Here is a 19,969-nt window from a genome sequence, read left to right as displayed (position 1 = left end):
GGGCAGCCTCGGAGAGCAGATCTCAGATGCGGCGGTGGCCAGTCGGGGGAGTCTGGGGGAGCAGGCGCCAGAGCAGTTCGAGCCGGGTGGTTTTGGTGACCACGAGCCGGAGCTGACGTCGGCTGGCAGTGGCCGCGGCGGATTTGGTGACGTGCTGAACCCAGCGCCCGAGCAGGCCGCGCAGGGTGGCCTCGATGAGCGGGTGGCGGGACCCGAGTCGGAGCGGTTGGAGCTGGATCGGTTCGGGCGGGCGGCGGAGTCTGCGGCGCTTGGGGTTGAGCGGGACGGTTCTGGCGAGCAAGGGTCGGAGCCGGCGAGTGCCGGGCCGGACGCGGATCCTCTTGGTGGGCGGACGTCTGAGCCCATGCAATCTGATCTTGGCGGCCTCGACCGCCCGCCCCCAGCTCGCCACGAGTCGGACGCCGAGAAGACTTCGATCTTCGCGTCGTTCCAGCAGGCTGAGCCGCTCCAGCGAGCAGAGCCGGAGCCGCCGCGGCATGAGGCAGGGTCGCTGTTCGCGCCTGCCTCGGAACACGAGCGGGGTTCCCTGCCGGGTTCGTTGTTCGACCCCAACGCGCAGCCGGAGCCAAGCCGCGGCTACGCGTCGCAAGCGGAGCCGGAACACAGCTATGGGTCGCATGCGGCCGCTGAGGAAGAAGCGCCGGCATACGCCTTTGGGGAGCCGGAAACGACCGAGGAGCCCGGCAAAGCCACTGAGTCGACCGCGATCTTGCCAAAGCGTCAGCCGCGGTCGACGCCGCGCAGTAGTTTCGAGCCGCCGCGGCCGTCGATGCGGTCGATCGAGCGGCGTGAGCCCGTGGCGGACGAAGGCGGCCGCAGTGGCTCGCTGTTCGAACCTACAGTGCGTCCCAACTCCGCCGCCCGAGGCGCCCATGCCGCTCCCGAACCGGCGGCTCCCACCCCGCCGCCCGCTCGAACGCACCTGTCCGAGGACACCCCGCCCGGACCGTTCGGACCGGGGTCGGCGATGCCCCGGCCCGGTGGTGGCCGCCCCTCCGAGGAATACACGGTCAAGGCGAGCGTGACGGCTTTGCGTTACTGCACCGAGGATTCCCCCCAGTTCACCCGCATGGTCGCCGAGGTGTGGTTCCGCTCTGTGGCCGACGCCGAGCGGGTCGGGTTCCGGTCACTGTCGTCCTGACCAACCGGTGACCGAAAAACGACAGCCGGTTCCCCGACGGGGAACCGGCTGTCGCAGGGTCAGGCGATGACCGTCCAGGTGTCCTTGCCCGTAAGCAGGGATTGCAGGTCCGGCCTCCGCTGGGTGCGGGCGTCCTCCACCTGGGCGCGCGCCTGATCGTCGTAAGTCGGGCGCTGCACCTGACGGAAAATGCCCGTCGGCGTGTGGTTCAGGCTCTGGTCTCCCAGCCGCGACAAGGCGAACGCGTACGCGGTGTCCGTGATCGTCGGATCGTGAACAACCACGTTGTCCTCGCCGATCTCCGAGACCTTGCCGATCTCGAAACCGCCCCAGCCGGTGGTTGTCACGCCGTACTCGCTGTCCGGGCCGAAGCGGATCGGCTCGCCCGCCCGCAGCGGGATCAGCCGTTGCGCGGCTTCGTCCTTGTCCTTCAACACATCGAACGCGCCGTCGTTGAAGATCGGGCAGTTCTGGTAGATCTCCACGACCGCGGAACCGCGGTGCTGGGCGGCGGCCGTCAGGACCTCCGTCAGCCCGGCCTTGTCCGAGTCCAGCGCCCGGCCGACGAACGTGGCTTCCGCGCCCAGGGCAAGGGAAACCGGGTTGAACGGCGTGTCCACCGAGCCCATCGGCGTGGACTTGGTGACCTTGCCCGGCTCACTGGTCGGCGAGTACTGCCCCTTCGTCAACCCGTAGATCCGGTTGTTGAACAGCAGGATCTTCAAGTTCACGTTGCGGCGCAAGGCATGGATCAGGTGGTTCCCGCCGATGGACAGCGCGTCACCGTCACCCGTGACGACCCACACCGAAAGATCCGGCCGCGTCGTCGCCAGACCGGTCGCGATCGCGGGCGCGCGGCCGTGGATCGAGTGCATGCCATACGTGTTGAGGTAGTACGGGAACCGCGAGGAGCACCCGATGCCCGAGATGAACACGATGTTCTCGCGCTTCAACCCCAGCGTCGGCAGGAACGACTGCACCGTGTTGAGCACGACGTAGTCACCACATCCGGGGCACCAGCGCACTTCCTGGTCGGACTTGTAGTCCTTCGCCTTCTGCGCCTCGTCGGTGGTCGGCACCAGGTCGAGACCACCCAGTGCCGGTAGCCCGAGGTCGGTGGCGGTCATCGGGTCAGCGCTCCTTCGATGATGTCGGTGAAGACGTTCTGCAGTTCCTCGGCCTTGAACGGCAGGCCGGCGACCTTGGTGTAGGAGTGCACATCGACCAGGTACTTCGCGCGCAGCAGCAACGCGAGCTGGCCGAGGTTCATCTCCGGCACCACAACCTTGTCGTACGACGCCAGTACCGCGCCGAGGTTCTTCGGGAACGGGTTGAGGTTACGCAGATGTGCTTGCGCGATCGGCATTCCCGCCTTGCGCACGCGCCGGCACGCGGCCCCGATCGGGCCGAACGACGAACCCCAGCCCAGCGCCAGGATCCGGGCCTTGCCGCCGCTGGGATCATCGACCACCAGGTCCGGCACGTCGATACCGTCGATCTTGCGTTGCCGCAGCCGGACCATGTGGTCGTGGTTATCGGGGTCGTAGGAGATGTTGCCCTTCCCGTCAGCCTTTTCCAGCCCGCCGATGCGGTGCTGCAGCCCGGCTGTGCCCGGGATCGCCCACTCGCGCGCGAGCGTCTCCGGATCCCGCACGTACGGCCAGAACTCGTCCGAACCGTCCTGCGCGTTCGGTTTCGACGCGAACTCGACGTGCAGGTCCGGCAGTGTCGACACCTCCGGGACCAGCCACGGCTCGGAGCCGTTGGCGTTCGCACCGTCGGACAGGATCAGCACCGGGGTGCGGTACTTGAGCGCGATCGCGGTGGCTTCCAATGCGGCGTCGAAGCAGTCGGCGGGCGAGCGCGGCGCGATGATCGCGACCGGCGAATCGCTGTTGCGGCCGAACATCGCCTGCAGCAGGTCCGCCTGCTCGGTCTTGGTCGGCAGACCGGTGGACGGCCCACCGCGCTGCACGTCGATCACGATCAGCGGCAGCTCCAGCATCACGCCGAGCCCGATGGTCTCCGACTTCAACGCGATACCGGGGCCGGACGTCGAGGTGACCCCCAGCGCGCCACCGTAGGACGCGCCGAGCGCGGCGCCGATGCCGGCGATCTCGTCCTCGGCCTGGAACGTGAGTATGCCGAAGTTCTTGTGCTTGGACAGTTCGTGCAGGATGTCCGACGCGGGGGTGATCGGGTACGTCCCGAGCAGCACCTGCAGTCCGGCCTGCTGGCCCGCCGCGACGATCCCGTAGGCCAGCGCGGTGTTTCCGGTGATCTGCCGGTACGTGCCGGGCGCGAGCTTCGCGGGGGCGACCTCGAACGTCGTCGCGAACGACTCCGTGGTCTCGCCGTAGTTCCAGCCCGCGCGGAACGCCAGGATGTTCGCCTCGGCGATGTCGGGCTTCTTCGCGAACTTCTCGCGCAGGAACCGTTCGGTGCCCTCGGTCGGCCGGTGGTACATCCACGACAGCAGCCCGAGCGAGAACATGTTCTTGCAGCGCTCGGCGTCCTTCTTGCCCAGCCCCGTGTCCGCGAGGGCACCCTGCGTCAGCGTGGACATCGCGACCTGGTGCACGTGATACGACGACAGCGTCTCATCCTCGAGCGGGTTCGCGCTGTAACCGACTTTCGTCAGGTTCCGCTTCGTGAACTCGTCGGTGTTCACGATCAGCGTGCCCCCGGCCGGCAGGTCGGCGAGATTCGCCTTGAGCGCCGCGGGGTTCATCGCGACGAGGACGTCCGGCCGGTCGCCCGGGGTCAGGATGTCGTAGTCGGCGAAGTGGACCTGGAAGGACGAGACACCCGGGATCGTGCCCTGGGGTGCGCGGATTTCGGCGGGGTAGTTGGGCAGGGTGGCGAGGTCGTTCCCGAAGGCCGCGGCCTCCGAGGTGAACCGGTCACCGGTCAGCTGCATTCCGTCACCGGAGTCACCGGCGAACCGGATGACGACCCGGTCGAGCTTGGCGATCTCGGTTTGACGGGTTGCCGACAACGCGCCGTTGCCATTGGCACTCGTGCTCATCTGTCAGGGAATCCCTCTCTCCCGGCTTACCCGTGTCTCACCAGGGTGCCGGGCGCACTGCCGCCGATGCCGATACCTCTACCTTACTTCGCCTTTGTGGCGGGCGTCGGGCGGTGTGACCTGCCTTACCGTAGGCAGGCGAAGCGAGCGATTCCCGCCGAGCCCGAGCTCAGTGTCCGCCGCGGTGAGCTGCAGGATAAGGGGCAAGGTCAGCCGGCGCGGCTTGGTGAATACCATTGGCAGTCCACATGGTGAGACGGTTTAAGCCTCTGGTGTCGGCGGCCGCTCGAGCAGTCTCGACAATACGACCGTGGACACCGTTCGATCGATGATCTCCAGCCCGCGCAGGCGTTCCAGCGCGGTCTCCAGCTGGTGGATGTCGGCGGCGCGCAGGTGCACGATCGCATCCGCCGCGCCCGTCACGGTGTAGGCGGCCACCACCTCGGGGAGCGGTTCCAGCCGCGAGCGGATCCGGGCCGGCTGCACGTTGCCACGGCAGTGCACCTCGACGAACGCCTCGGTGCCGCGGCCCAGCGCCTCCGGATCGACGACCGCGGTGAACCCGCGCAGCACACCGGTTTCGAGCAGCCGGTCGACCCGCCGTTTCACCGCCGGGGCCGACAGACCGACGACTTTGCCGATCTCGGCGTAGCTCGACCGCGCGTTCGTCACCAGACACGAAACGATTCGCTGATCCAACTGGTTCACACGCAATGTTTAGCAGGTATCAGCGCAAGAAGACGCGATTGATTGTCGCTGAATCGAGCCATACGGTGGATTCATGACCACCCGGGTGCCGTTGACCCGCCGCTACCTCATGTGCCCGCCTCGCTACTTCGCCGTCGACTACGCGATCAATCCCTGGATGGACCCGTCGCAGCCGGTCGACGTGTCGCGTGCGCTGGCGCAATGGACCGCGCTGCGTGACACCTATCGCCGCCTCGGGCACACCGTCGAGGAAATCGAGCCGCAACCGGGCCTGCCCGACATGGTGTTCGCGGCCAACTCCGGCTTGGTGATCGGCGGGCGCGTGCTCGGCGCCCGGTTCCGGGCGCGCCAGCGGGTGCCCGAAGCCGAGCACTACCGGCGCTGGTTCGTCGAGCACGGTTACCGCGACGTGGTCATGCCGTCGCGGATCAACGAGGCCGAGGGCGACTTCGCGTGGACCGGCCGGATGATCCTGGCCGGCACAGGTTTCCGGACCGACCCCGAAGCGCATGCGGAGGCACAGGAAATACTCGGCGTGCCGGTGCTGTCACTACGGTTGGTGGACCCGCGTTACTACCACCTCGACACCGCGCTGTTCGTGGTGAGTGAGGCGACGGATTCCGCGCCGGCTCAGCTCGCGTACTACCCGGAGGCGTTTTCCCCCGGCTCGCAACGGGTTCTGGCTCACCTGTTCCCGGACGCCGTGCTGGCCGGTGCCGCGGACGCGGAGTGCTTCGGGCTCAACGGAGTGTCCGACGGACGCAACGTGGTGCTGCCCGTCGAGGCGACCGCGCTCGCGGATCGCCTCGCCGACCGTGGTTACGAGCCGGTCTTCGCCGACATCTCCGAGCTGCGTAAAGCCGGTGGCGGACCCAAGTGCTGCACGCTGGAGATCCGGAAGTAACCAGATGCGATCTGGTTCAGTCGAATAGTTTCCCTCGTAGCACAATGGTTTCCGGGCAGGCACGTGGCGATGTCTCAGTTCGGGATCGGACGCACCCTGCGCACGCCCGCTCTGTAACAAGACTCCGGGGCTACCCGAATCAGGGGTGTACGCACGCCGCGTTCGTGAGCCTAGGAGCACCTGACGATGACCACCTGCCGACTCTGTGGTTCGACGAACATGGAAAGTGTCGTCGATCTCGGCGCGACTCCGCCATGTGAGCGATTCCTCACGGTAGATCAGCTCGATGAGCCTGAGGTCACATATCCGTTGCATTTGCGGGTCTGCTCGGAATGCTGGCTGGCGCAGCTGCCGCCGTTGATCACGCCAGAAGACACCTTTACCGAGTATGCGTATTTCTCGTCCTATTCGGAATCGTGGGTCGAGCATGCCCGCCAGTTCGTGCGCGGTGCGGTGGACCGGCTGGGACTGGACCACGACTCGTTCGTCGTCGAGGTCGCCAGCAACGATGGGTACCTGCTCAAGCACGTTGTGGCACAGGGGATCCGCTGCCTCGGCGTCGAGCCATCGGTAAACGTCGGACAGGCCGCGCGGGATGCCGGGGTGCCGACGATGACCGCGTTCCTCAGCCCGGAGACCGGTGCCGCCGTCCGTGCCGACCATGGTCCCGCGAATCTCGTTGTCGCGAACAATGTCTACGCCCACATCCCGGACGTGATCGGCTTCACCAAGGGGTTGCGAGCGCTGGTCACCGACGACGGCTGGGTGTCGATCGAGGTGCAGCACCTGCTCACGCTGATCGAGAAGACCCAGTACGACACCATCTACCACGAGCATTTCCAGTACTACACGGTGGAATCGGCTCGCCGGGCGCTGGCCGCGGGCGGACTGTCGCTTGTGGACGTCGAACTGCTGCCGACGCACGGTGGTTCCATCCGGCTCTGGGCGCAACCTGACGAAGCCGCGGGCGAGCCGAGTCGGCGCATGATCGACGTCCTGGCCAGTGAGAAGGCGGCCGGGCTGCACGAACTGTCCGGCTACACGGAGTTCGCCGCACGGGTCAACCGGGTCCGGCGCGATTTGCTGAAATTCCTGGTGACCGCGGCCGAGGAAGGCAAGACCGTCGTCGGCTACGGCGCGCCCGGCAAGGGCAATACGCTGCTCAACCACTGCGGTATCCGGCCGGACCTGCTCGCCTACACGGTGGACCGCAACCCGTACAAGCACGGCCGGTTCACGCCTGGCACCCGGATTCCCGTCCTGCCGCCGGAACGCATCGCCGCGGACCGGCCGGACTATGTGCTCGTGCTCCCCTGGAACCTCAGGACCGAGCTGACCGAACAACTGTCCTATGTGGAGGAGTGGGGTGGGCGACTGGTGTTCCCCATCCCGCACGTGGAAGTCGTGGGGAAGGCAGGGAATTTACAGTGAAGGTCGTCCTGTTCTGCGGGGGCTACGGCATGCGGATGCGCAGCGGTAACGCCTCTGACGTCCCGAAGCCGATGGCCATGGTCGGGCCGAGACCGCTGATCTGGCATGTGATGCGCTACTACGCGCACTTCGGGCACACGGATTTCATCCTGTGCCTCGGCTACGGAGCACACCACATCAAGGACTTCTTCCTCAACTACGAGGAAACCACGTCCAACGATTTCGTGCTGCGCGGTGGCAAGGCCGAGCTGCTGTCGACCGACATCGCGGACTGGTCGATTTCCTTCGTGCAGACCGGAATCGAGTCGCCGATCGGGGAACGGCTGCGGCGCGTTCGCCAGTACCTGGACGGGGACGAGATGTTCCTCGCGAACTACGCCGACGTGCTCACCGACGCCCCACTGCCCGAGATGATCGAGCGGTTCGAAAACAGCGAGGCCGGCGCGTCGATGATGGTGGTGCCGCCGCAGTCCTCGTTCCACTGTGTCGAGATGGACGAGGGCGGGATGGTCGGCTCCATTACGGCGGTCAGCGAAATGCCGCTGTGGGAGAACGGCGGGTATTTCGTGCTGCGGCAAGATGTTTTCGACCACATCCCGGAGAACGGTGACCTGGTTGCCGACGGCTGTGCCGAGCTCGCCAAGCGCGGTCGCCTGCTGGCGTACCCGTACCGCGGCTTCTGGAAGCCGACCGACACCGTGAAGGAGCGTGCCGCGCTTGACGACGGCTACACGCGGGGTGAGCGGCCATGGGCGTTGTGGGAGAACAGCAAGCGCGCGGTGAGTTTCGCGTGATCGGGCTGGGTGCCGGTCCACTGCGGACAGTGGCGGTACTGGGGGCGCACTGTGACGACATCGCGATCGGGGCCGGCGGCACCCTGCTCACACTGTGCTCGGCGCGGCCAGGGATCCGGGTGGACGCGTTGGTGCTTTCGGGCGGTGGCAGCGAGCGGGAAGACGAGGAACGTGCCGCGCTCGCTGCCTTTTGTCCAGAGGCGGATCTTTCGGTGACCGTGCTCAAGCTGCCTGACGGGCGGCTTCCCGCGCACTGGGACGAGGCGAAGTCCGCAGTGGAGGAACTGCGTGGCCGGACCGACCCAGACGTGATCTTCGCGCCGCGGACCGACGATCTGCATCAGGACCACCGCGGGCTGGCGAAACTGGTGCCGACCGCGTTCCGCGACCATCTGGTGCTCGGCTACGAGATCGTCAAGTGGGACGGCGATCTCGGCAGGCCGAACGCCTACCAGCCGCTCACACCCGTGCGGGCGGGCCAGAAGGTCGAGCTACTGCAAGAACACTACGGTTCGCAGCGGCACCGTCCGTGGTACGACCGCGAGGCATTCCTCGGTCTGGCAAGGATTCGCGGTATCGAGTGCAATGCAAGGTACGCGGAAGCCTTCCATGTCAACAAGTTCACGATGGATCTGGAGGGCTGAGCCATGCGTGTGCTGCTCACTGGTCACAAGGGATATCTCGGCACGGTGATGGCGCCGGTCCTGGCCGAAGCCGGGCACGAGGTGATCGGGCTGGACTCCGGGTTGTTCGCGGACTGCCTGCTCGGGCCGCGCCCGGATACACCGCCGGGGTACGAGATCGACCTGCGCGACGTCACGCACGACCAAGTGTCCGGAGTGGACGCGGTGATCCATCTGGCGGCGCTGTCGAATGACCCGCTCGGTGCGCTCGCGCCGGAGCTGACCTACGACATCAACCACCGGGCAGCCGTCCGGCTCGCCCGGCTGGCGAGGGACGCCGGGGTGAAGCGCTTTCTCTACGCCTCGACGTGTTCGGTCTACGGCGCTTCCGGTGGTGACGAACTGGTCGCCGAGGACGCGCCGCTACGCCCGGTCACGCCGTACGCGGAGTCGAAGGTGCGCGTAGAGGACGACGTGCACGAGCTCGCCGACGACGACTTCACGCCGGTCTATCTGCGCAACGCCACGGCTTTCGGCTTCTCGCCGAGACTGCGGGCGGACATCGTGCTGAACAACCTGGTGGGCCACGCCGTGTTGTCCGGCGAGGTCCGGGTGCTTTCCGACGGCACGCCCTGGCGGCCGCTGGTGCACGCGAAGGATATCGCGCGGGCTTTCGCCGCGACGCTGATCGCGCCGAAGGAAGCGGTGCACGACAAGGCTTTCAACATCGGTACCGAGCGCAACAACGTGACGGTCGCGGAAATCGCCGGTGAGGTGGCCGAGGCGGTGCCGGGCTCGCAGCTGGTGATCACCGGTGAGGCAGGCGCGGACCCGCGCTCGTACCGCGTCGACTTTTCCCGCTTCCGCACGGCCATTCCCGGGTTCGATTGCGAATGGACGGTCAAGGACGGCGCGCTGGAACTCGTCGAGGCGTATCAGAAGTTCGGCTTGACGAAGGTGGACTTCGAGCAGCGGTTCACCCGGCTGGCCTGGCTGAAGAACGGCATCGACGTCGACGAAACCCTGCGACGACGATGACTCCCGGCGAGCAGATGCACGCTCTCGTCGAGCGGTTGTACCCGTTGTGCCGCAGCATCACGGGTGACGGCGTACGGGATACCCTGAAGATCCTCAACGAGTACATCCCGCTCGCGGTCTTCGAGGTGCCGACCGGAACGTCCGCGTTCGACTGGACCGTGCCGCAGGAGTGGAACATCCGCGACGCCTATATCGCCGACACCAGCGGCAAGCGCATCGTGGACTTCCGTGAGTCGAACCTGCACGTGGTCGGCTACAGCACGCCGGTGAACGCCCGGATGACGCTCGACGAGCTGCGCCCGCACCTGCACACGTTGCCGGAACAGCCTTCGCTCGTGCCGTACCGGACCAGCTACTACGCACCGGGCTGGGGATTCTGCCTCGCGCAGGATGTGCTGGACCAGATGCCGGACGGCGAGTACGACGTCCGCATTGACTCCACTTTGGACGATGGGCATCTCACCTACGCCGAGCACGTGGTGCCGGGGCAGGTCACCGACGAGGTGATCATCTCGTGCCATACGTGCCACCCGTCGCTGGCCAACGACAACCTGGCCGGGATCGCGGTGGCCGCGTATCTCGCGCGGAGCCTGGAAAAGCCTTGGTACACCTACCGTTTCCTGTTCATGCCGGGCACGATCGGCGCGATCACCTGGCTGTCGCGCAATGCCGACCGCATCGACAAGGTCAAGCACGGGCTCGTGCTCGCGTGTGCCGGTGACTCGGGACACCTGACGTACAAGAAAAGCCGGCGGGGAAACGCGGAGATCGACGGCGTGCTGCGGCACGTGCTGCGCGATCGTGAGCACGAGATCGTCGACTTCTCGCCGTACGGCTACGACGAACGCCAGTTCTGTTCACCCGGCTTCAACCTCGGCGTCGGTTCGCTTTCCCGCACGCCGTATGCGCGGTACCCCGAGTACCACACCTCCGGTGACAACCCGGATTTCGTGCTGCCGAGCGCGCTCGACGACACCCTGACCGTCTGCCAGGAAGCGCTTTCCATCCTGGACCGCAACCGCACCTACGTGAACCTGAACCCGTACGGCGAGCCACAGCTGGGCAAGCGCGGGCTGTACGGATCACTCGGTGGGCGCAGTGACGCCAAGGACGCGCAACTGGCGATGTTGTGGGTGCTCAACCAGTCCGATGGGGAGCACAGCCTGCTCGACATCGCCGAACGGTCCGGACTGCCCTTCAGCTCAGTTGTCGCCGCCGCCGATGCGTTGCGTGACGCCGAATTGCTGAAGGTGTGACATGTCGACGGCGATGGACGGGAAGCCTCGGCGCGGCAGGCACCGGCGGCGGTCGTCGTTGCGCGCGATGGCAGGGCGGCTGAGCTGGGGGCTGGGCGACCAGGCGGTATCGAGCCTGACCAACTTCGCCGTCGGGCTGTATGTGGCGCGTTCGCTGGGGGCCACGGCGTTCGGCGTGTTCAGCCTCGCCTGGGTCACCTACGGCGTGATCATCAACGTCTCACGGGGTCTGAGCACCGATCCGCTGATGGTCCGGTTCAGTGGCGTCGCCCCCGATCTTTGGCGCGTCGCCACCGCCCGTGCGGCGGGGACGGCGCTCTCGGTCGGCATCGGCAGCGGTGCGCTCAGCATCCTGGTCGGCATTTCCATCGGCGGCTCGGTCGGCACCGCGTTCGTCGGGCTCGGTCTCGTCCTGCCGTTCCTCATGCTGCAGGACGCCTGGCGGTTCGGATTCTTCGCCGCGGGCAAGGGAAACAAGGCTTTCCTCAACGACATGGTGTGGGCTGTCGCGCTCGCGCCCGCGATGTTGCTCGCCGCGAAGCACGGCAGCGTGCTCGGGTTCGTGCTGGCATGGGGATTGTCCGGTGGGGTCGCCGCGATCTTCGGCTGTTTCCAGACCGGAATCCTGCCGAGACCGTCCGCGTTCAGTGGCTGGTTGCGGGATCAGCGGGACCTCGGCACGCGATACCTGGTCGAAAACGTCAGCAGCAGCGGTGCTTCGCAGCTGCGCGCGTACGGGCTGGGAGCGATCGCCGGGCTCGCCGCGGTCGGCACGGTGCGTGGCGCGGAACTGCTGCAGGGGCCGTTCCAGGCTGTCCTCATGGGACTGTCGCTCGTCACGGTTGCCGAAGCGGCACGGGTTTTGCGCCGGTCACCGCACCGGTTGCCGCTGTTCTGCCTCGTGCTGGGGACGGGCCAGGCCGTAGCCGCGCTCTGCTGGGGCCTCGCGCTTTTGTTGTTGCTGCCCGACGTCGTCGGCGTGCACCTGCTGGGCTCGATCTGGCCCGCGGCGCACGCGTTGATCCTGCCGGCGACGCTTTCGGTGATGGGGGCCAGTTTCTGCACCGGTGCCGCGTCCGGACTGCGCGCGCTGGGGCTTGCCCGCCGCAGTCTTCGTTGCCAGGTAGCGGTTTCTGCATGCTATCTCGTCGGCGGTCTGATCGGTGCCGCGCTCGCCGGGGCGCCCGGCTCCGCGTGGGGTGTCGCGACCGCCACCACTGCCGGTTCCGCGTTCTGGTGGCTGCAGTTGCGTGCCGGGATGCGCGAACACTTTGGGAAAACTCAGGAAGTGAGGACGTCATGACCCCGCGGTTGAGCCTCGGCCTGCCCGTCTACAACGGTCAGGAATACCTGGCGGAGTCGCTGGATGCCTTACTCGGACAGAGCTTCGAGGACTTCGAGCTCGTCATCTCCGACAACGCGTCCACAGACGACACCGAGGAGATCTGCCGCACCTACGCGGCGAAGGACTCGCGTATCCGCTACATCCGGTTGCCGGAGAACATCGGCGCGGGACCGAACCACAACTTCGTGTTCGCCGAATCCCGCGGTGAGCTGTTCAAGTGGGCTTCGCACGATGATCTCTATGGGCGAGACCTGTTACTGCGGTGTGTGCAAGCGCTCGACGAGCGGCCAGACATGATCCTCGCGCACTGCTGGAACGCGATCATCGATGAGCACGGCACCGTGACTCAACCGTTCGACTACACGCTCCGGACCGATTCACCGCATGCGCCGACCCGGTTCCGCAGCCTGCTCCTGGAACCCGGCGGGGACGATTTCTACGGCGTGATCCGGTCGGATGTGCTGCGCAAGGTCAAACCGCACGACAGCTACCACCATGCGGATCGGACCTTCGTCGCCGAGATCACCTTGCACGGGCCGTTCTACCAGGTGCCCGAGCTGCTCTACTTCCGGCGCGACCATCCCACCAGGGCGGAGCGGGCGAACCCGACGTTGCGTAAGCGGTGCGCGAACCTCGATCCCAAGCGTGCCGACAAGCTGCGCCATCCGATGGTGCGGCTGCTCGGTGAGTACGTGCTCGGTTTCGTCGGCGCCATTCAGCGTGCCCCACTGTCCGCAAAGGACCGTCGGGAGTGCTACCGGCACCTGTTCGACTGGCTGACCGCGCGGGCACGGCCCGGTTCGGGCGAGCGGATCGAGGACCGGCCGCCGGTCGAGTTCGCCGGGTTCGATCTCGACGCCGTGGTACCGGGGCGAGTGCGGTGACCCGGGTCGGCCTGTTCGGGTTGCTCGGTTCGGGCAACCTCGGCAATGACGGTTCGCTGGAAGCCGTGCTGCGGTTTCTCCGTTCGGAGCATCCCGACGCGCGGCTGAGCGCGTTCTGCGGTGGTCCCGATCTGGTGTCGGCGCGTTACGGTATCGAGGCGACGGCGCTCAACTGGTTCGGCGGCGAGTACCGGACGGCGTCCGGCTTGCGCGCGATCGCGTTGAAGGGACTGGGGAAACTCGTCGACATCGGGCGCACGGCAGCCTGGGTACGACGCCAGGACATCGTGATCGTACCGGGCATGGGTGTCCTCGAGGCGACACTTCCGTTGCGGCCATGGGGTTTCCCGTACTCGTTGCTGCTGCTGACGATCGCCGGACGGCTGCTCGGCACGAAGGTGGCGCTGGTGAGCGTCGGCGCGAACGTGATCGGGCACCGGGCGACAAGGGAGATCGTGAGAACGGCCGGCCGGCTGGCTGCGTACCGGTCGTACCGGGACGTCGGGTCACGGGCCGCGATGACCGAGATGGGCGTGGACACCTCGGCCGACGAGGTTTATCCGGATCTCGCGTTCGCGCTGCCGGCACCGTCCGCACGGCGGCAGCCGGGCATGGTCGGCGTCGGGGTGATGGCCTTCCGTGGCGGCAACGACGAGCGTGACCGGGCTGAGGAAATCTACCGGTCCTATGTGGACGGAATGAAGGGTTTCGTACGCTGGCTGGTCGAGCAGGGACGGCCGGTGCGGCTGTTCACCGGCGACCAGGTGGACACGCCCGTGGTGGACGAGATTTTGGCTGAGTGCGGTCCGCTGGTGAGCGCGTCGGCTGCGTCCTCTTTGGACTCGATCATGCGCGAAATGGCCGAAGTGGACATCGTGGTGGCGACCCGGTATCACAACGTGCTGTGCGCGCTGAAGGTGTGCAAGCCGACGATCTCTGTCGGCTACGCGGCGAAGAACGAGGCATTGATGGCCGGGATGGGTCTTGGCGAGTATTGCCTGCCGGCTCGGTCTGTCGATGTCGCCGAGTTGGTCGACCGGTTCACGTCGCTGGAGCAGCGTGCCGAGGAGCTGGCCGCGACGCTCGCCGAACGCAATACCTTGGCCGGCCAGCGAATCAAGCACCAGTTCGCGGCGCTGTCCGCGCTCTTACCGATCCGACCGAAAGCAGGCCGAGAGCCGGCCAGGGAGGCACGATGAAGGCGATTCCGGTACCGGCCATCGCCGGTGCGTACCTGTTCGAACCCACCCCGTATGTCGACAACCGCGGCTTCTTCAGCCGCACCTTCGACCGCGAGGTCGTCAAATCCGTCGGCATCGACCCTGATTCGTTCGAACAGGACAGTGTTTCCCGTTCTGCCATCGGGGTTGTCCGCGGGATGCACCTGCGCGGGGGCAAGGGTGAGGCGAAGCTCGTCCGCTGCTCTTACGGCGAGGTGTTCGACGTCGTGGTCGATCTACGGCCCGATTCGCCCACCTACCGGAACCAGGAGTACTTCACGTTGTCGGGCAGCACGCAGGTGTCGATCTACATTCCCGCCGGGTGTGCGCACGGTTTCCAGGCGCTGACCGATCCGGCCGACGTTTCCTACCGCATCGACCGGACCCACAATCCCGCGGAAGACGTCACGATCGCCTTCGACGATCCTGAACTGGCCATTTCCTGGCCCATTCCCGTCACCCTGATTTCCGAGCGAGACAAGCAGGCTCCGTCGCTCGCCGAAGTACTGAAAATGTCGAGGTAACGTCATGGACGCTCCATTATTTCGGTCACGCAAGGCGAACCAGCGACTGCACACGCTGATTCCCGGTGGTGCCCACACCTATGCGAAGGGCGATGACCAGTTCCCGCAAGGGATGGCGCCGGTGATTTCCCATGGCAAGGGTGCGCATGTCTGGGATATCGACGGCAACGAGTACATCGAATACGGTTCCGGGCTCAGATCCGTGAGCCTGGGACATGCGCACCCCAGGGTGATCGAAGCAGTGCAACGGGAACTGGTGCGCGGCTCGAACTTCGTGCGGCCGAGCTTCCTGGAAATCGAAGCGGCGGAACGGTTCCTGGCGACCGTGCCGACGGCGGAGATGGTCAAGTTCGCGAAGAACGGGTCGGATGTCACCACGGCGGCCGTCCGGCTCGCGCGGGCCGCGACCGGGCGGCAGAAGGTCGCGGTGTGCGGGGATCACCCTTTCTTTTCCACCGACGACTGGTTCATCGGGACCACGGCCATGCCGGCGGGGATTCCGGCGCCCATCAAGGATCTGACGGTCAGGTTCCCGTACGGTGATCTCGCCGCGACGGAAGAAATGCTGCGCAACCGCGAGATCGCCTGTGTGGTCCTCGAGGCGGCGACGCAGACCGAGCCCCCGCCTGGCTATCTCGCCGGCCTGCGTGACCTCACGAGCAAGTACGGCACATTACTGGTTTTCGACGAGATGATCACCGGTTTTCGCTGGTCCGAGGCTGGTGCGCAAGGGTTGTACGGCGTGCGGCCGGACCTGTCGACGTTCGGCAAGGCGCTCGGCAACGGGTTCGCGGTGTCGGCGCTCGCCGGGCGGCGCGAGGTGATGGAGCTCGGCGGCTTGCGGGACACGCGCGAGCGGGTCTTCCTGCTCTCGACCACGCACGGCGCCGAAACGCACTCGCTCGCCGCGGCGATGGCCGTGATGGAAACCTATGTCGAGGAAGGTATTTCGGCGCGGTTGCACGAGCTCGGCAATCGGCTGGCGGACGGTGTTCGCGCGGCGGCCGCGGGCATGGGCGTCGAGGCGCATGTGCTGGTGCGCGGGCGCGCGAGCAACCTGGTGTTCGCGACGCTCGACGAGAACCTGCGCCCGTCACCGCTGTACCGCACGCTGTTCATGCGGCAGCTCATCAACGGCGGCGTGCTCGGACCGTCCTTTGTGGTCAGCAGTGCACTGTCCACCGAGGACATCGACCGCACGATCGACGTGGTCGCGCAGGCCTGTGCCGTCTACCGCAAGGCACTCGACACCGGTGACCCCGAGGGCTGGCTTGACGGGCGTCCCGTGAAGCCGGTATTCCGGCAGTACGCCTAGCTCACAGCAAACGCGCTGGGAGGAACCGGTCCACCGCCAGTGCGACCGGTGGCACGATCGCGAGCGCGGTGCAGAACCCGCCGAGGGTGTCGGTCGGGTAATGGGCGCTGAGCGCGACTTCGGTCCAGCCCATCACCGCGCCGGCCAGCAACGCGACCGCCAGTACCAACGCCGTCCCGGCGGCGGCGCGCAGCTGCAGCCGGTCGACCGCGACCATCGTCAGTACCAGCGCCAGCGCGGTCGCGAAAGCGGTGTGGCCGCTGGGGAAGGACAGGTACCCGCCGTGGATCGTGCGGTCCACCAAGGGTTTCAGCAGAGTCGTCGCGCCGACCGTCACCCCGGCCGCGACCAGCACCAGCACCGCCGATCGTCGCCGGCCGGCCAGCCAGCAGCCGCCGGTGCACACCACCAGCACGAGCACGGAACCCGTGGGCTCACCGAGAAAGTCGATCGCCAGCGCGATGTCACGTAGCGGCCCCGGCAGCCCGTCCATCGGCGCGACCCATTCGCCGCCGCTGTCACCCGCGTACGTCAGCGCTTGTACGAGCACGACGAGCGCCGCAGCCAACGTCACGACGCTCAGCGGCACTCGCAGCACGGATGGCAGCGCGGGCGGCGCGGATGTTTCGGTCACATCGAAGAGAACGCGGATGACAGGCGCTTCGTTTCATGTGACTTGACTACGGCGGCAAAATGCCTGCAAAATGACTTCATGACTGCTGTACTCACAGTTCGAGACGTCCCGGATGACGTCAAGGAAGCCCTGGTCCAGGAAGCTCGGGACCGTGGCCAGTCGCTGCAGGCCTACCTGCTGACGGTGCTCAAGCGACAGGCGGACTTCGGCCGGAACAGGCGAGTCGTGGTCGAGATCGAGCGCGACCTGGCGGCCGGCGGAGGCGCCGAAGGTGATGCGCCGGATGCGGCCGAGATCCTGGCCGGAGCACGGGCCGAAAGAACCGAACGCACATGATCGTCGTTGACGCGTCGGTGCTCGCCAACATGCTTCTCTATACGGATGAACGTGGCCACAAGGCCCGCGGCGTGCTCAGCCGGGATCCGGCGTGGGCGGCCCCGGAACACTGGAAGGCCGAGGTGTTTTCGGTGATCCGCGGGCTGACTCTAGGTGGGAAGATCAAAGAGTCCTTTGCGGCGCGCGCTGTAGACCGGTTGCCACAGCTCGGTGTCGATCACGTCTCGCTGGATCAGTTGCTTCCGCGGATGTGGCAGCTGCGGGACAGCATCAGCGGTTACGACGCCGCCTACGTAGCGCTCGCGGAGGAACGCGATCTCACCTTGACCACTTCGGACAGCCGGCTCGCCCGTGCCGCCACCGCCTTCTGCCGGGTCGAACTGGTTTCCTGAGCTCAGCCGATCGCCGCCTGGTAGCCCGCGATCAGGCGGTCCAAGCCGACCGAGGGTGTGAAGTCCTTTTCGTACCGAAGTCTCGCGGCTTCGCCCATTTCCTGGTTCCGTGCGGGCGCCACGATCCGCCGCAGACATTCGGCCAATGTGGACACATCGCCGGGCCGGTGCAGTAATCCCGTCACCTCGGCGTCGACGAGCTCGGGGAAAGCACCGTGGGCGGGGGCGACCGTGGGCACTCCGGCGGCCATCGCCTCGACGACCACCAGCCCGAACGCCTCGAGCCATACCGAGGGCACGACCACGGCCGATGCCCGCGCGAGCAGCTGCCGGCACTCCTCTTTCGTGCGCAGGCCCAGGTATTGCACGTCCCGGCGGGTCGCGGCCCACGCTGTCACCTCATCCGACAGCGGTCCGGTGCCCGCGAGCACGAGTGGCATACCGACGTCGGCGCGCGGCCAGGCCTGCATCAGCAGCCGGATCCCTTTCTCCTCCGTCATCCGGCCCAGGTACAGCACGTGCTCGCCGGGCAACTCCCGGCGCACCGGCGGTTCTTCGACGAAATTGTGTTTCACCATCAGCTTTTCGGCCGGCATCCCCGCCGACACCAGCAACTCGCGTTGTGCGCCGGAAATACAGAAGAACCGCGAGATGCCTGACCACCACCGGCGCCGGTTCACCGCCGTCGACACCGCCATCGGCACTGTCGCGATCCGTGAGCCGCGATAACAGCCGTGCTGTACCGCCGGAACGGGCTGACCGCCGACGCACGACGTGCACACCTGCCCATCGCGGTAGAGCGTGCCCGGCGGGCAGACCATGCCGTAGTTGTGCAGCGTCGCGACGGTGGGCACGTGTGCGTCCGTGCACGCGGCGACCACGGACGGCGACAGCAGCGGGAACGTGTTGTGAATGTGGACGACGTCGGGCCGGTCCATCCGTAACCGTGACGCCAGTTCCGTCCGGGCGGCCGGGTTCCACGGCACTCGCAACGGCACGGAAACCTTGCCCGCCAAGGACATCGACGCGATGTCGTCGCTGCGGCGTTCGAACAGCCGCACGTCGTGCCCGGCCGAGCGCAGCAGCGCGACCTCGGCGTCCACGACGTTGTTCTCGCCGCTCGGCTGCTCCGACCGGTACCTGTTGTGTACCACCAGAATTTTCACGCGTTCTCCTTGCCACGGGCCAGCAACGAGCCTGCGACGGCCAGATGCAGCAGGTACGGCGACGCGTCGCCGAGCCCGGCTTCGGTGTAGGAAGCCGAAATGCAGTAGACGATCAGGAAAATCGCGCACGCTCTTTCCAGCGACGGGGGCCGCAACGCGGCGACGGCCGCGAGCACCAGCAGGAAGGCCGCGACCAATGCGCAGCCGACCAGGCCCTGCTCGTGGAAGACCGCGAGCCAGCTGTTGTCGATCGGCAGGCCTGCGTAGGACTTGTCACCCAGGCCGATGCCGAACAGGTTCTCGCTCACCGATCGCGGCGCGTTCAGCAACGCGTCCCACACTTTCGCCCGGCCGGTGAGCGTGGAGAAGTTGTCTTCGGACTGTCCACGAAGGAACCATGCCTGCAGCAGCGAGCCGAGCGCGATCGCCGAGAACGCGGCCACCAGAGCGAACCAGGTGAACACCGCGCGGGCCCGGGAATTCGTCAGCCACAAGGAAAACAGTGCGACGAGCAGGCCGATGATCAGACCCAATGTCGCCGTGCGGGTGTGGGTCAGCATCAGCAACCCGATCGCCGGGATGACGACGATCAGCGCGCTGCGCCGGTCGACCCGCTTGCCCAGCCACATCAGCAAGGTGAGCCCGGAGATAACCGCCGCGTACTGCCCGATCTGCGGTGGCGTCAGCGGCCAGATCGCACCCGAGAGCCGGCCGCCGTAGATGTCCGGCATGGCTTTGCCGGGCGCGATCACCAGTCCAATCGCGACGGTCACCAGTATCGCGCTGTAGGCCTTGATGTGGAACCGGACGAAGTTCGTACTGCCGTTCCACCATCGGGTCAGCAACCACAGCGTCGCGATGAACAGCGTCAGCCGGAAACAGCGGAACAGCGCGCCGAACCCGGACTCCAGGTGTGCGCTGGAAAGGATGCTCACCGCCAGCAACAGGCTGAGCAGCAACAGGTACGCGCTGGGCCGGATGCGCAGCTGGATGTTGACGATCAGCGCCAGCAGGAACGCGATGACCAGCGCGCCCATCGTGACCAGCTGGATGACCGAGCGTGGCAGCGGGATGACCGTCTGCGCACCGGTGGAACCGAGGGTGTTGAGGATCAACAGGAGCCAGGCCACCGCCACCGGGCGCGGCGTGCTTTCCGTGGTGGCAGAGTCGTGTTTCACGAACAGCGGAGTCAACCGCACGACCGCCATG

The 19,969-nt window shown here is 66.7% G+C and carries 20 protein-coding genes; 14 read left to right on the top strand and 6 right to left on the bottom strand.

Annotated features, from left to right (window positions below; translation table 11 throughout):
• A partial coding sequence (locus GKO32_RS39480; protein WP_446680223.1) for a sunset domain-containing protein occupies positions 1-1,162 on the top strand: 1,162 nt, incomplete at its 5' end.
• Between the two features lie 59 nt (positions 1,163-1,221).
• On the opposite strand, the gene GKO32_RS32265 is transcribed toward GKO32_RS39480, so the two are convergent.
• The 3 genes from GKO32_RS32265 to GKO32_RS32255 all read right to left on the bottom strand — a co-directional run bounded on the left by GKO32_RS32265 (position 1,222) and on the right by GKO32_RS32255 (position 4,898).
• A complete protein-coding gene (locus GKO32_RS32265; RefSeq protein ID WP_154760683.1) occupies positions 1,222-2,289 on the bottom strand; it encodes a 2-oxoacid:ferredoxin oxidoreductase subunit beta in 1,068 nt (355 codons plus the stop codon).
• The gene (locus tag GKO32_RS32260) at positions 2,286-4,190 is read right to left on the bottom strand and encodes a 2-oxoacid:acceptor oxidoreductase subunit alpha (RefSeq protein ID WP_154760682.1); all 1,905 of its coding nucleotides are present in this window, start codon (positions 4,188-4,190) and stop codon (positions 2,286-2,288) included. Before GKO32_RS32260 ends, GKO32_RS32265 begins: the two co-directional genes overlap by 4 nt.
• A 261-nt stretch (positions 4,191-4,451) precedes the next feature.
• A complete protein-coding gene (locus GKO32_RS32255; RefSeq protein WP_312868932.1) occupies positions 4,452-4,898 on the bottom strand; it encodes an Lrp/AsnC family transcriptional regulator in 447 nt (148 codons plus the stop codon).
• 73 nt (positions 4,899-4,971) lie between these two features.
• On the opposite strand from GKO32_RS32255, the gene ddaH reads away from it, so the two are divergent.
• The 11 genes from ddaH (at position 4,972) to GKO32_RS32200 (ending at position 16,232) form a co-directional block, all read left to right on the top strand.
• Positions 4,972-5,802 carry a dimethylargininase gene (ddaH, locus tag GKO32_RS32250; protein WP_246245050.1) on the top strand — a complete coding sequence of 277 codons (831 nt, stop codon included), beginning with the start codon at positions 4,972-4,974 and terminating at the stop codon, positions 5,800-5,802.
• Positions 5,803-5,988: 186 nt separating this feature from the next.
• Positions 5,989-7,233, top strand: a complete 1,245-nt coding sequence (locus GKO32_RS32245; protein WP_154760680.1) for a class I SAM-dependent methyltransferase — start codon at positions 5,989-5,991, stop codon at positions 7,231-7,233.
• Positions 7,230-8,027, top strand: a complete 798-nt coding sequence (locus GKO32_RS32240; protein ID WP_312868931.1) for a sugar phosphate nucleotidyltransferase — start codon at positions 7,230-7,232, stop codon at positions 8,025-8,027. The genes GKO32_RS32245 and GKO32_RS32240 overlap by 4 nt, the downstream gene beginning before the upstream one ends.
• Positions 8,024-8,671 (top strand): PIG-L deacetylase family protein, encoded by a 648-nt coding sequence (locus GKO32_RS32235; protein ID WP_376766020.1) that lies wholly within the window; start codon positions 8,024-8,026, stop codon positions 8,669-8,671. The genes GKO32_RS32240 and GKO32_RS32235 overlap by 4 nt, the downstream gene beginning before the upstream one ends.
• Before the next feature lie 3 nt (positions 8,672-8,674).
• A complete protein-coding gene (locus GKO32_RS32230) occupies positions 8,675-9,688 on the top strand; it encodes an NAD-dependent epimerase/dehydratase family protein (RefSeq protein ID WP_154760678.1) in 1,014 nt (337 codons plus the stop codon).
• Positions 9,685-10,944 (top strand): DUF4910 domain-containing protein, encoded by a 1,260-nt coding sequence (locus GKO32_RS32225; protein WP_154760677.1) that lies wholly within the window; start codon positions 9,685-9,687, stop codon positions 10,942-10,944. Before GKO32_RS32230 ends, GKO32_RS32225 begins: the two co-directional genes overlap by 4 nt.
• A 1-nt stretch (position 10,945) precedes the next feature.
• Complete coding sequence (locus tag GKO32_RS32220) at positions 10,946-12,247, top strand: MATE family efflux transporter (protein WP_246245048.1); 1,302 nt, start codon at positions 10,946-10,948, stop codon at positions 12,245-12,247.
• On the top strand, positions 12,244-13,173 hold the full coding sequence (locus tag GKO32_RS32215) for a glycosyltransferase family 2 protein (RefSeq protein WP_154760676.1): 930 nt from the start codon (positions 12,244-12,246) through the stop codon (positions 13,171-13,173). The genes GKO32_RS32220 and GKO32_RS32215 overlap by 4 nt, the downstream gene beginning before the upstream one ends.
• On the top strand, positions 13,170-14,372 hold the full coding sequence (locus GKO32_RS32210; RefSeq protein WP_312868929.1) for a polysaccharide pyruvyl transferase family protein: 1,203 nt from the start codon (positions 13,170-13,172) through the stop codon (positions 14,370-14,372). Before GKO32_RS32215 ends, GKO32_RS32210 begins: the two co-directional genes overlap by 4 nt.
• On the top strand, positions 14,369-14,917 hold the full coding sequence (rfbC, locus tag GKO32_RS32205; protein ID WP_154760675.1) for a dTDP-4-dehydrorhamnose 3,5-epimerase: 549 nt from the start codon (positions 14,369-14,371) through the stop codon (positions 14,915-14,917). Before GKO32_RS32210 ends, rfbC begins: the two co-directional genes overlap by 4 nt.
• 4 nt (positions 14,918-14,921) lie before the next feature.
• On the top strand, positions 14,922-16,232 hold the full coding sequence (locus GKO32_RS32200; RefSeq protein ID WP_154760674.1) for a glutamate-1-semialdehyde 2,1-aminomutase: 1,311 nt from the start codon (positions 14,922-14,924) through the stop codon (positions 16,230-16,232).
• 1 nt (position 16,233) lies between these two features.
• On the opposite strand, the gene GKO32_RS32195 is transcribed toward GKO32_RS32200, so the two are convergent.
• Positions 16,234-16,866, bottom strand: a complete 633-nt coding sequence (locus GKO32_RS32195; RefSeq protein ID WP_312868928.1) for a phosphatase PAP2 family protein — start codon at positions 16,864-16,866, stop codon at positions 16,234-16,236.
• 78 nt (positions 16,867-16,944) lie between these two features.
• On the opposite strand from GKO32_RS32195, the gene GKO32_RS32190 reads away from it, so the two are divergent.
• Positions 16,945-17,202, top strand: a complete 258-nt coding sequence (locus tag GKO32_RS32190; protein ID WP_154760673.1) for a FitA-like ribbon-helix-helix domain-containing protein — start codon at positions 16,945-16,947, stop codon at positions 17,200-17,202.
• Entirely contained in the window at positions 17,199-17,594 is a 396-nt protein-coding gene (locus GKO32_RS32185; protein WP_154760672.1) for a type II toxin-antitoxin system VapC family toxin, read from the top strand. Before GKO32_RS32190 ends, GKO32_RS32185 begins: the two co-directional genes overlap by 4 nt.
• Before the next feature lie 2 nt (positions 17,595-17,596).
• On the opposite strand, the gene GKO32_RS32180 is transcribed toward GKO32_RS32185, so the two are convergent.
• Together GKO32_RS32180 and GKO32_RS32175 are read right to left on the bottom strand one after the other, a co-directional pair.
• On the bottom strand, positions 17,597-18,760 hold the full coding sequence (locus GKO32_RS32180) for a glycosyltransferase family 4 protein (protein WP_312868927.1): 1,164 nt from the start codon (positions 18,758-18,760) through the stop codon (positions 17,597-17,599).
• Positions 18,757-19,968 carry an O-antigen ligase family protein gene (locus GKO32_RS32175; RefSeq protein ID WP_246245046.1) on the bottom strand — a complete coding sequence of 404 codons (1,212 nt, stop codon included), beginning with the start codon at positions 19,966-19,968 and terminating at the stop codon, positions 18,757-18,759. Before GKO32_RS32175 ends, GKO32_RS32180 begins: the two co-directional genes overlap by 4 nt.
• Between the last annotated feature and the right edge of the window lies 1 nt (position 19,969).

Source organism: Amycolatopsis pithecellobii, from assembly GCF_009707865.1.
GTDB lineage: Bacteria > Actinomycetota > Actinomycetes > Mycobacteriales > Pseudonocardiaceae > Amycolatopsis_E > Amycolatopsis_E pithecellobii.
This window is presented reverse-complemented; position numbering and strand designations above follow the sequence as displayed.

Bases quoted from the DNA above. Each gene is read 5' to 3' on its own strand.
- GKO32_RS32265 (WP_154760683.1), bottom strand. From the start codon at position 2,289: ATGACCGCCACCGACCTCGGGCTACCGGCACTGGGTGGTCTCGACCTG.
- GKO32_RS32260 (WP_154760682.1), bottom strand. From the start codon at position 4,190: ATGAGCACGAGTGCCAATGGCAACGGCGCGTTGTCGGCAACCCGTCAA.
- ddaH (WP_246245050.1), top strand. From the start codon at position 4,972: ATGACCACCCGGGTGCCGTTGACCCGCCGCTACCTCATGTGCCCGCCT.
- GKO32_RS32245 (WP_154760680.1), top strand. From the start codon at position 5,989: ATGACCACCTGCCGACTCTGTGGTTCGACGAACATGGAAAGTGTCGTC.
- GKO32_RS32230 (WP_154760678.1), top strand. From the start codon at position 8,675: ATGCGTGTGCTGCTCACTGGTCACAAGGGATATCTCGGCACGGTGATG.
- GKO32_RS32225 (WP_154760677.1), top strand. From the start codon at position 9,685: ATGACTCCCGGCGAGCAGATGCACGCTCTCGTCGAGCGGTTGTACCCG.
- GKO32_RS32220 (WP_246245048.1), top strand. From the start codon at position 10,946: ATGTCGACGGCGATGGACGGGAAGCCTCGGCGCGGCAGGCACCGGCGG.
- GKO32_RS32215 (WP_154760676.1), top strand. From the start codon at position 12,244: ATGACCCCGCGGTTGAGCCTCGGCCTGCCCGTCTACAACGGTCAGGAA.
- rfbC (WP_154760675.1), top strand. From the start codon at position 14,369: ATGAAGGCGATTCCGGTACCGGCCATCGCCGGTGCGTACCTGTTCGAA.
- GKO32_RS32200 (WP_154760674.1), top strand. From the start codon at position 14,922: ATGGACGCTCCATTATTTCGGTCACGCAAGGCGAACCAGCGACTGCAC.
- GKO32_RS32190 (WP_154760673.1), top strand. From the start codon at position 16,945: ATGACTGCTGTACTCACAGTTCGAGACGTCCCGGATGACGTCAAGGAA.
- GKO32_RS32185 (WP_154760672.1), top strand. From the start codon at position 17,199: ATGATCGTCGTTGACGCGTCGGTGCTCGCCAACATGCTTCTCTATACG.
- GKO32_RS32175 (WP_246245046.1), bottom strand. From the start codon at position 19,968: ATGGCGGTCGTGCGGTTGACTCCGCTGTTCGTGAAACACGACTCTGCC.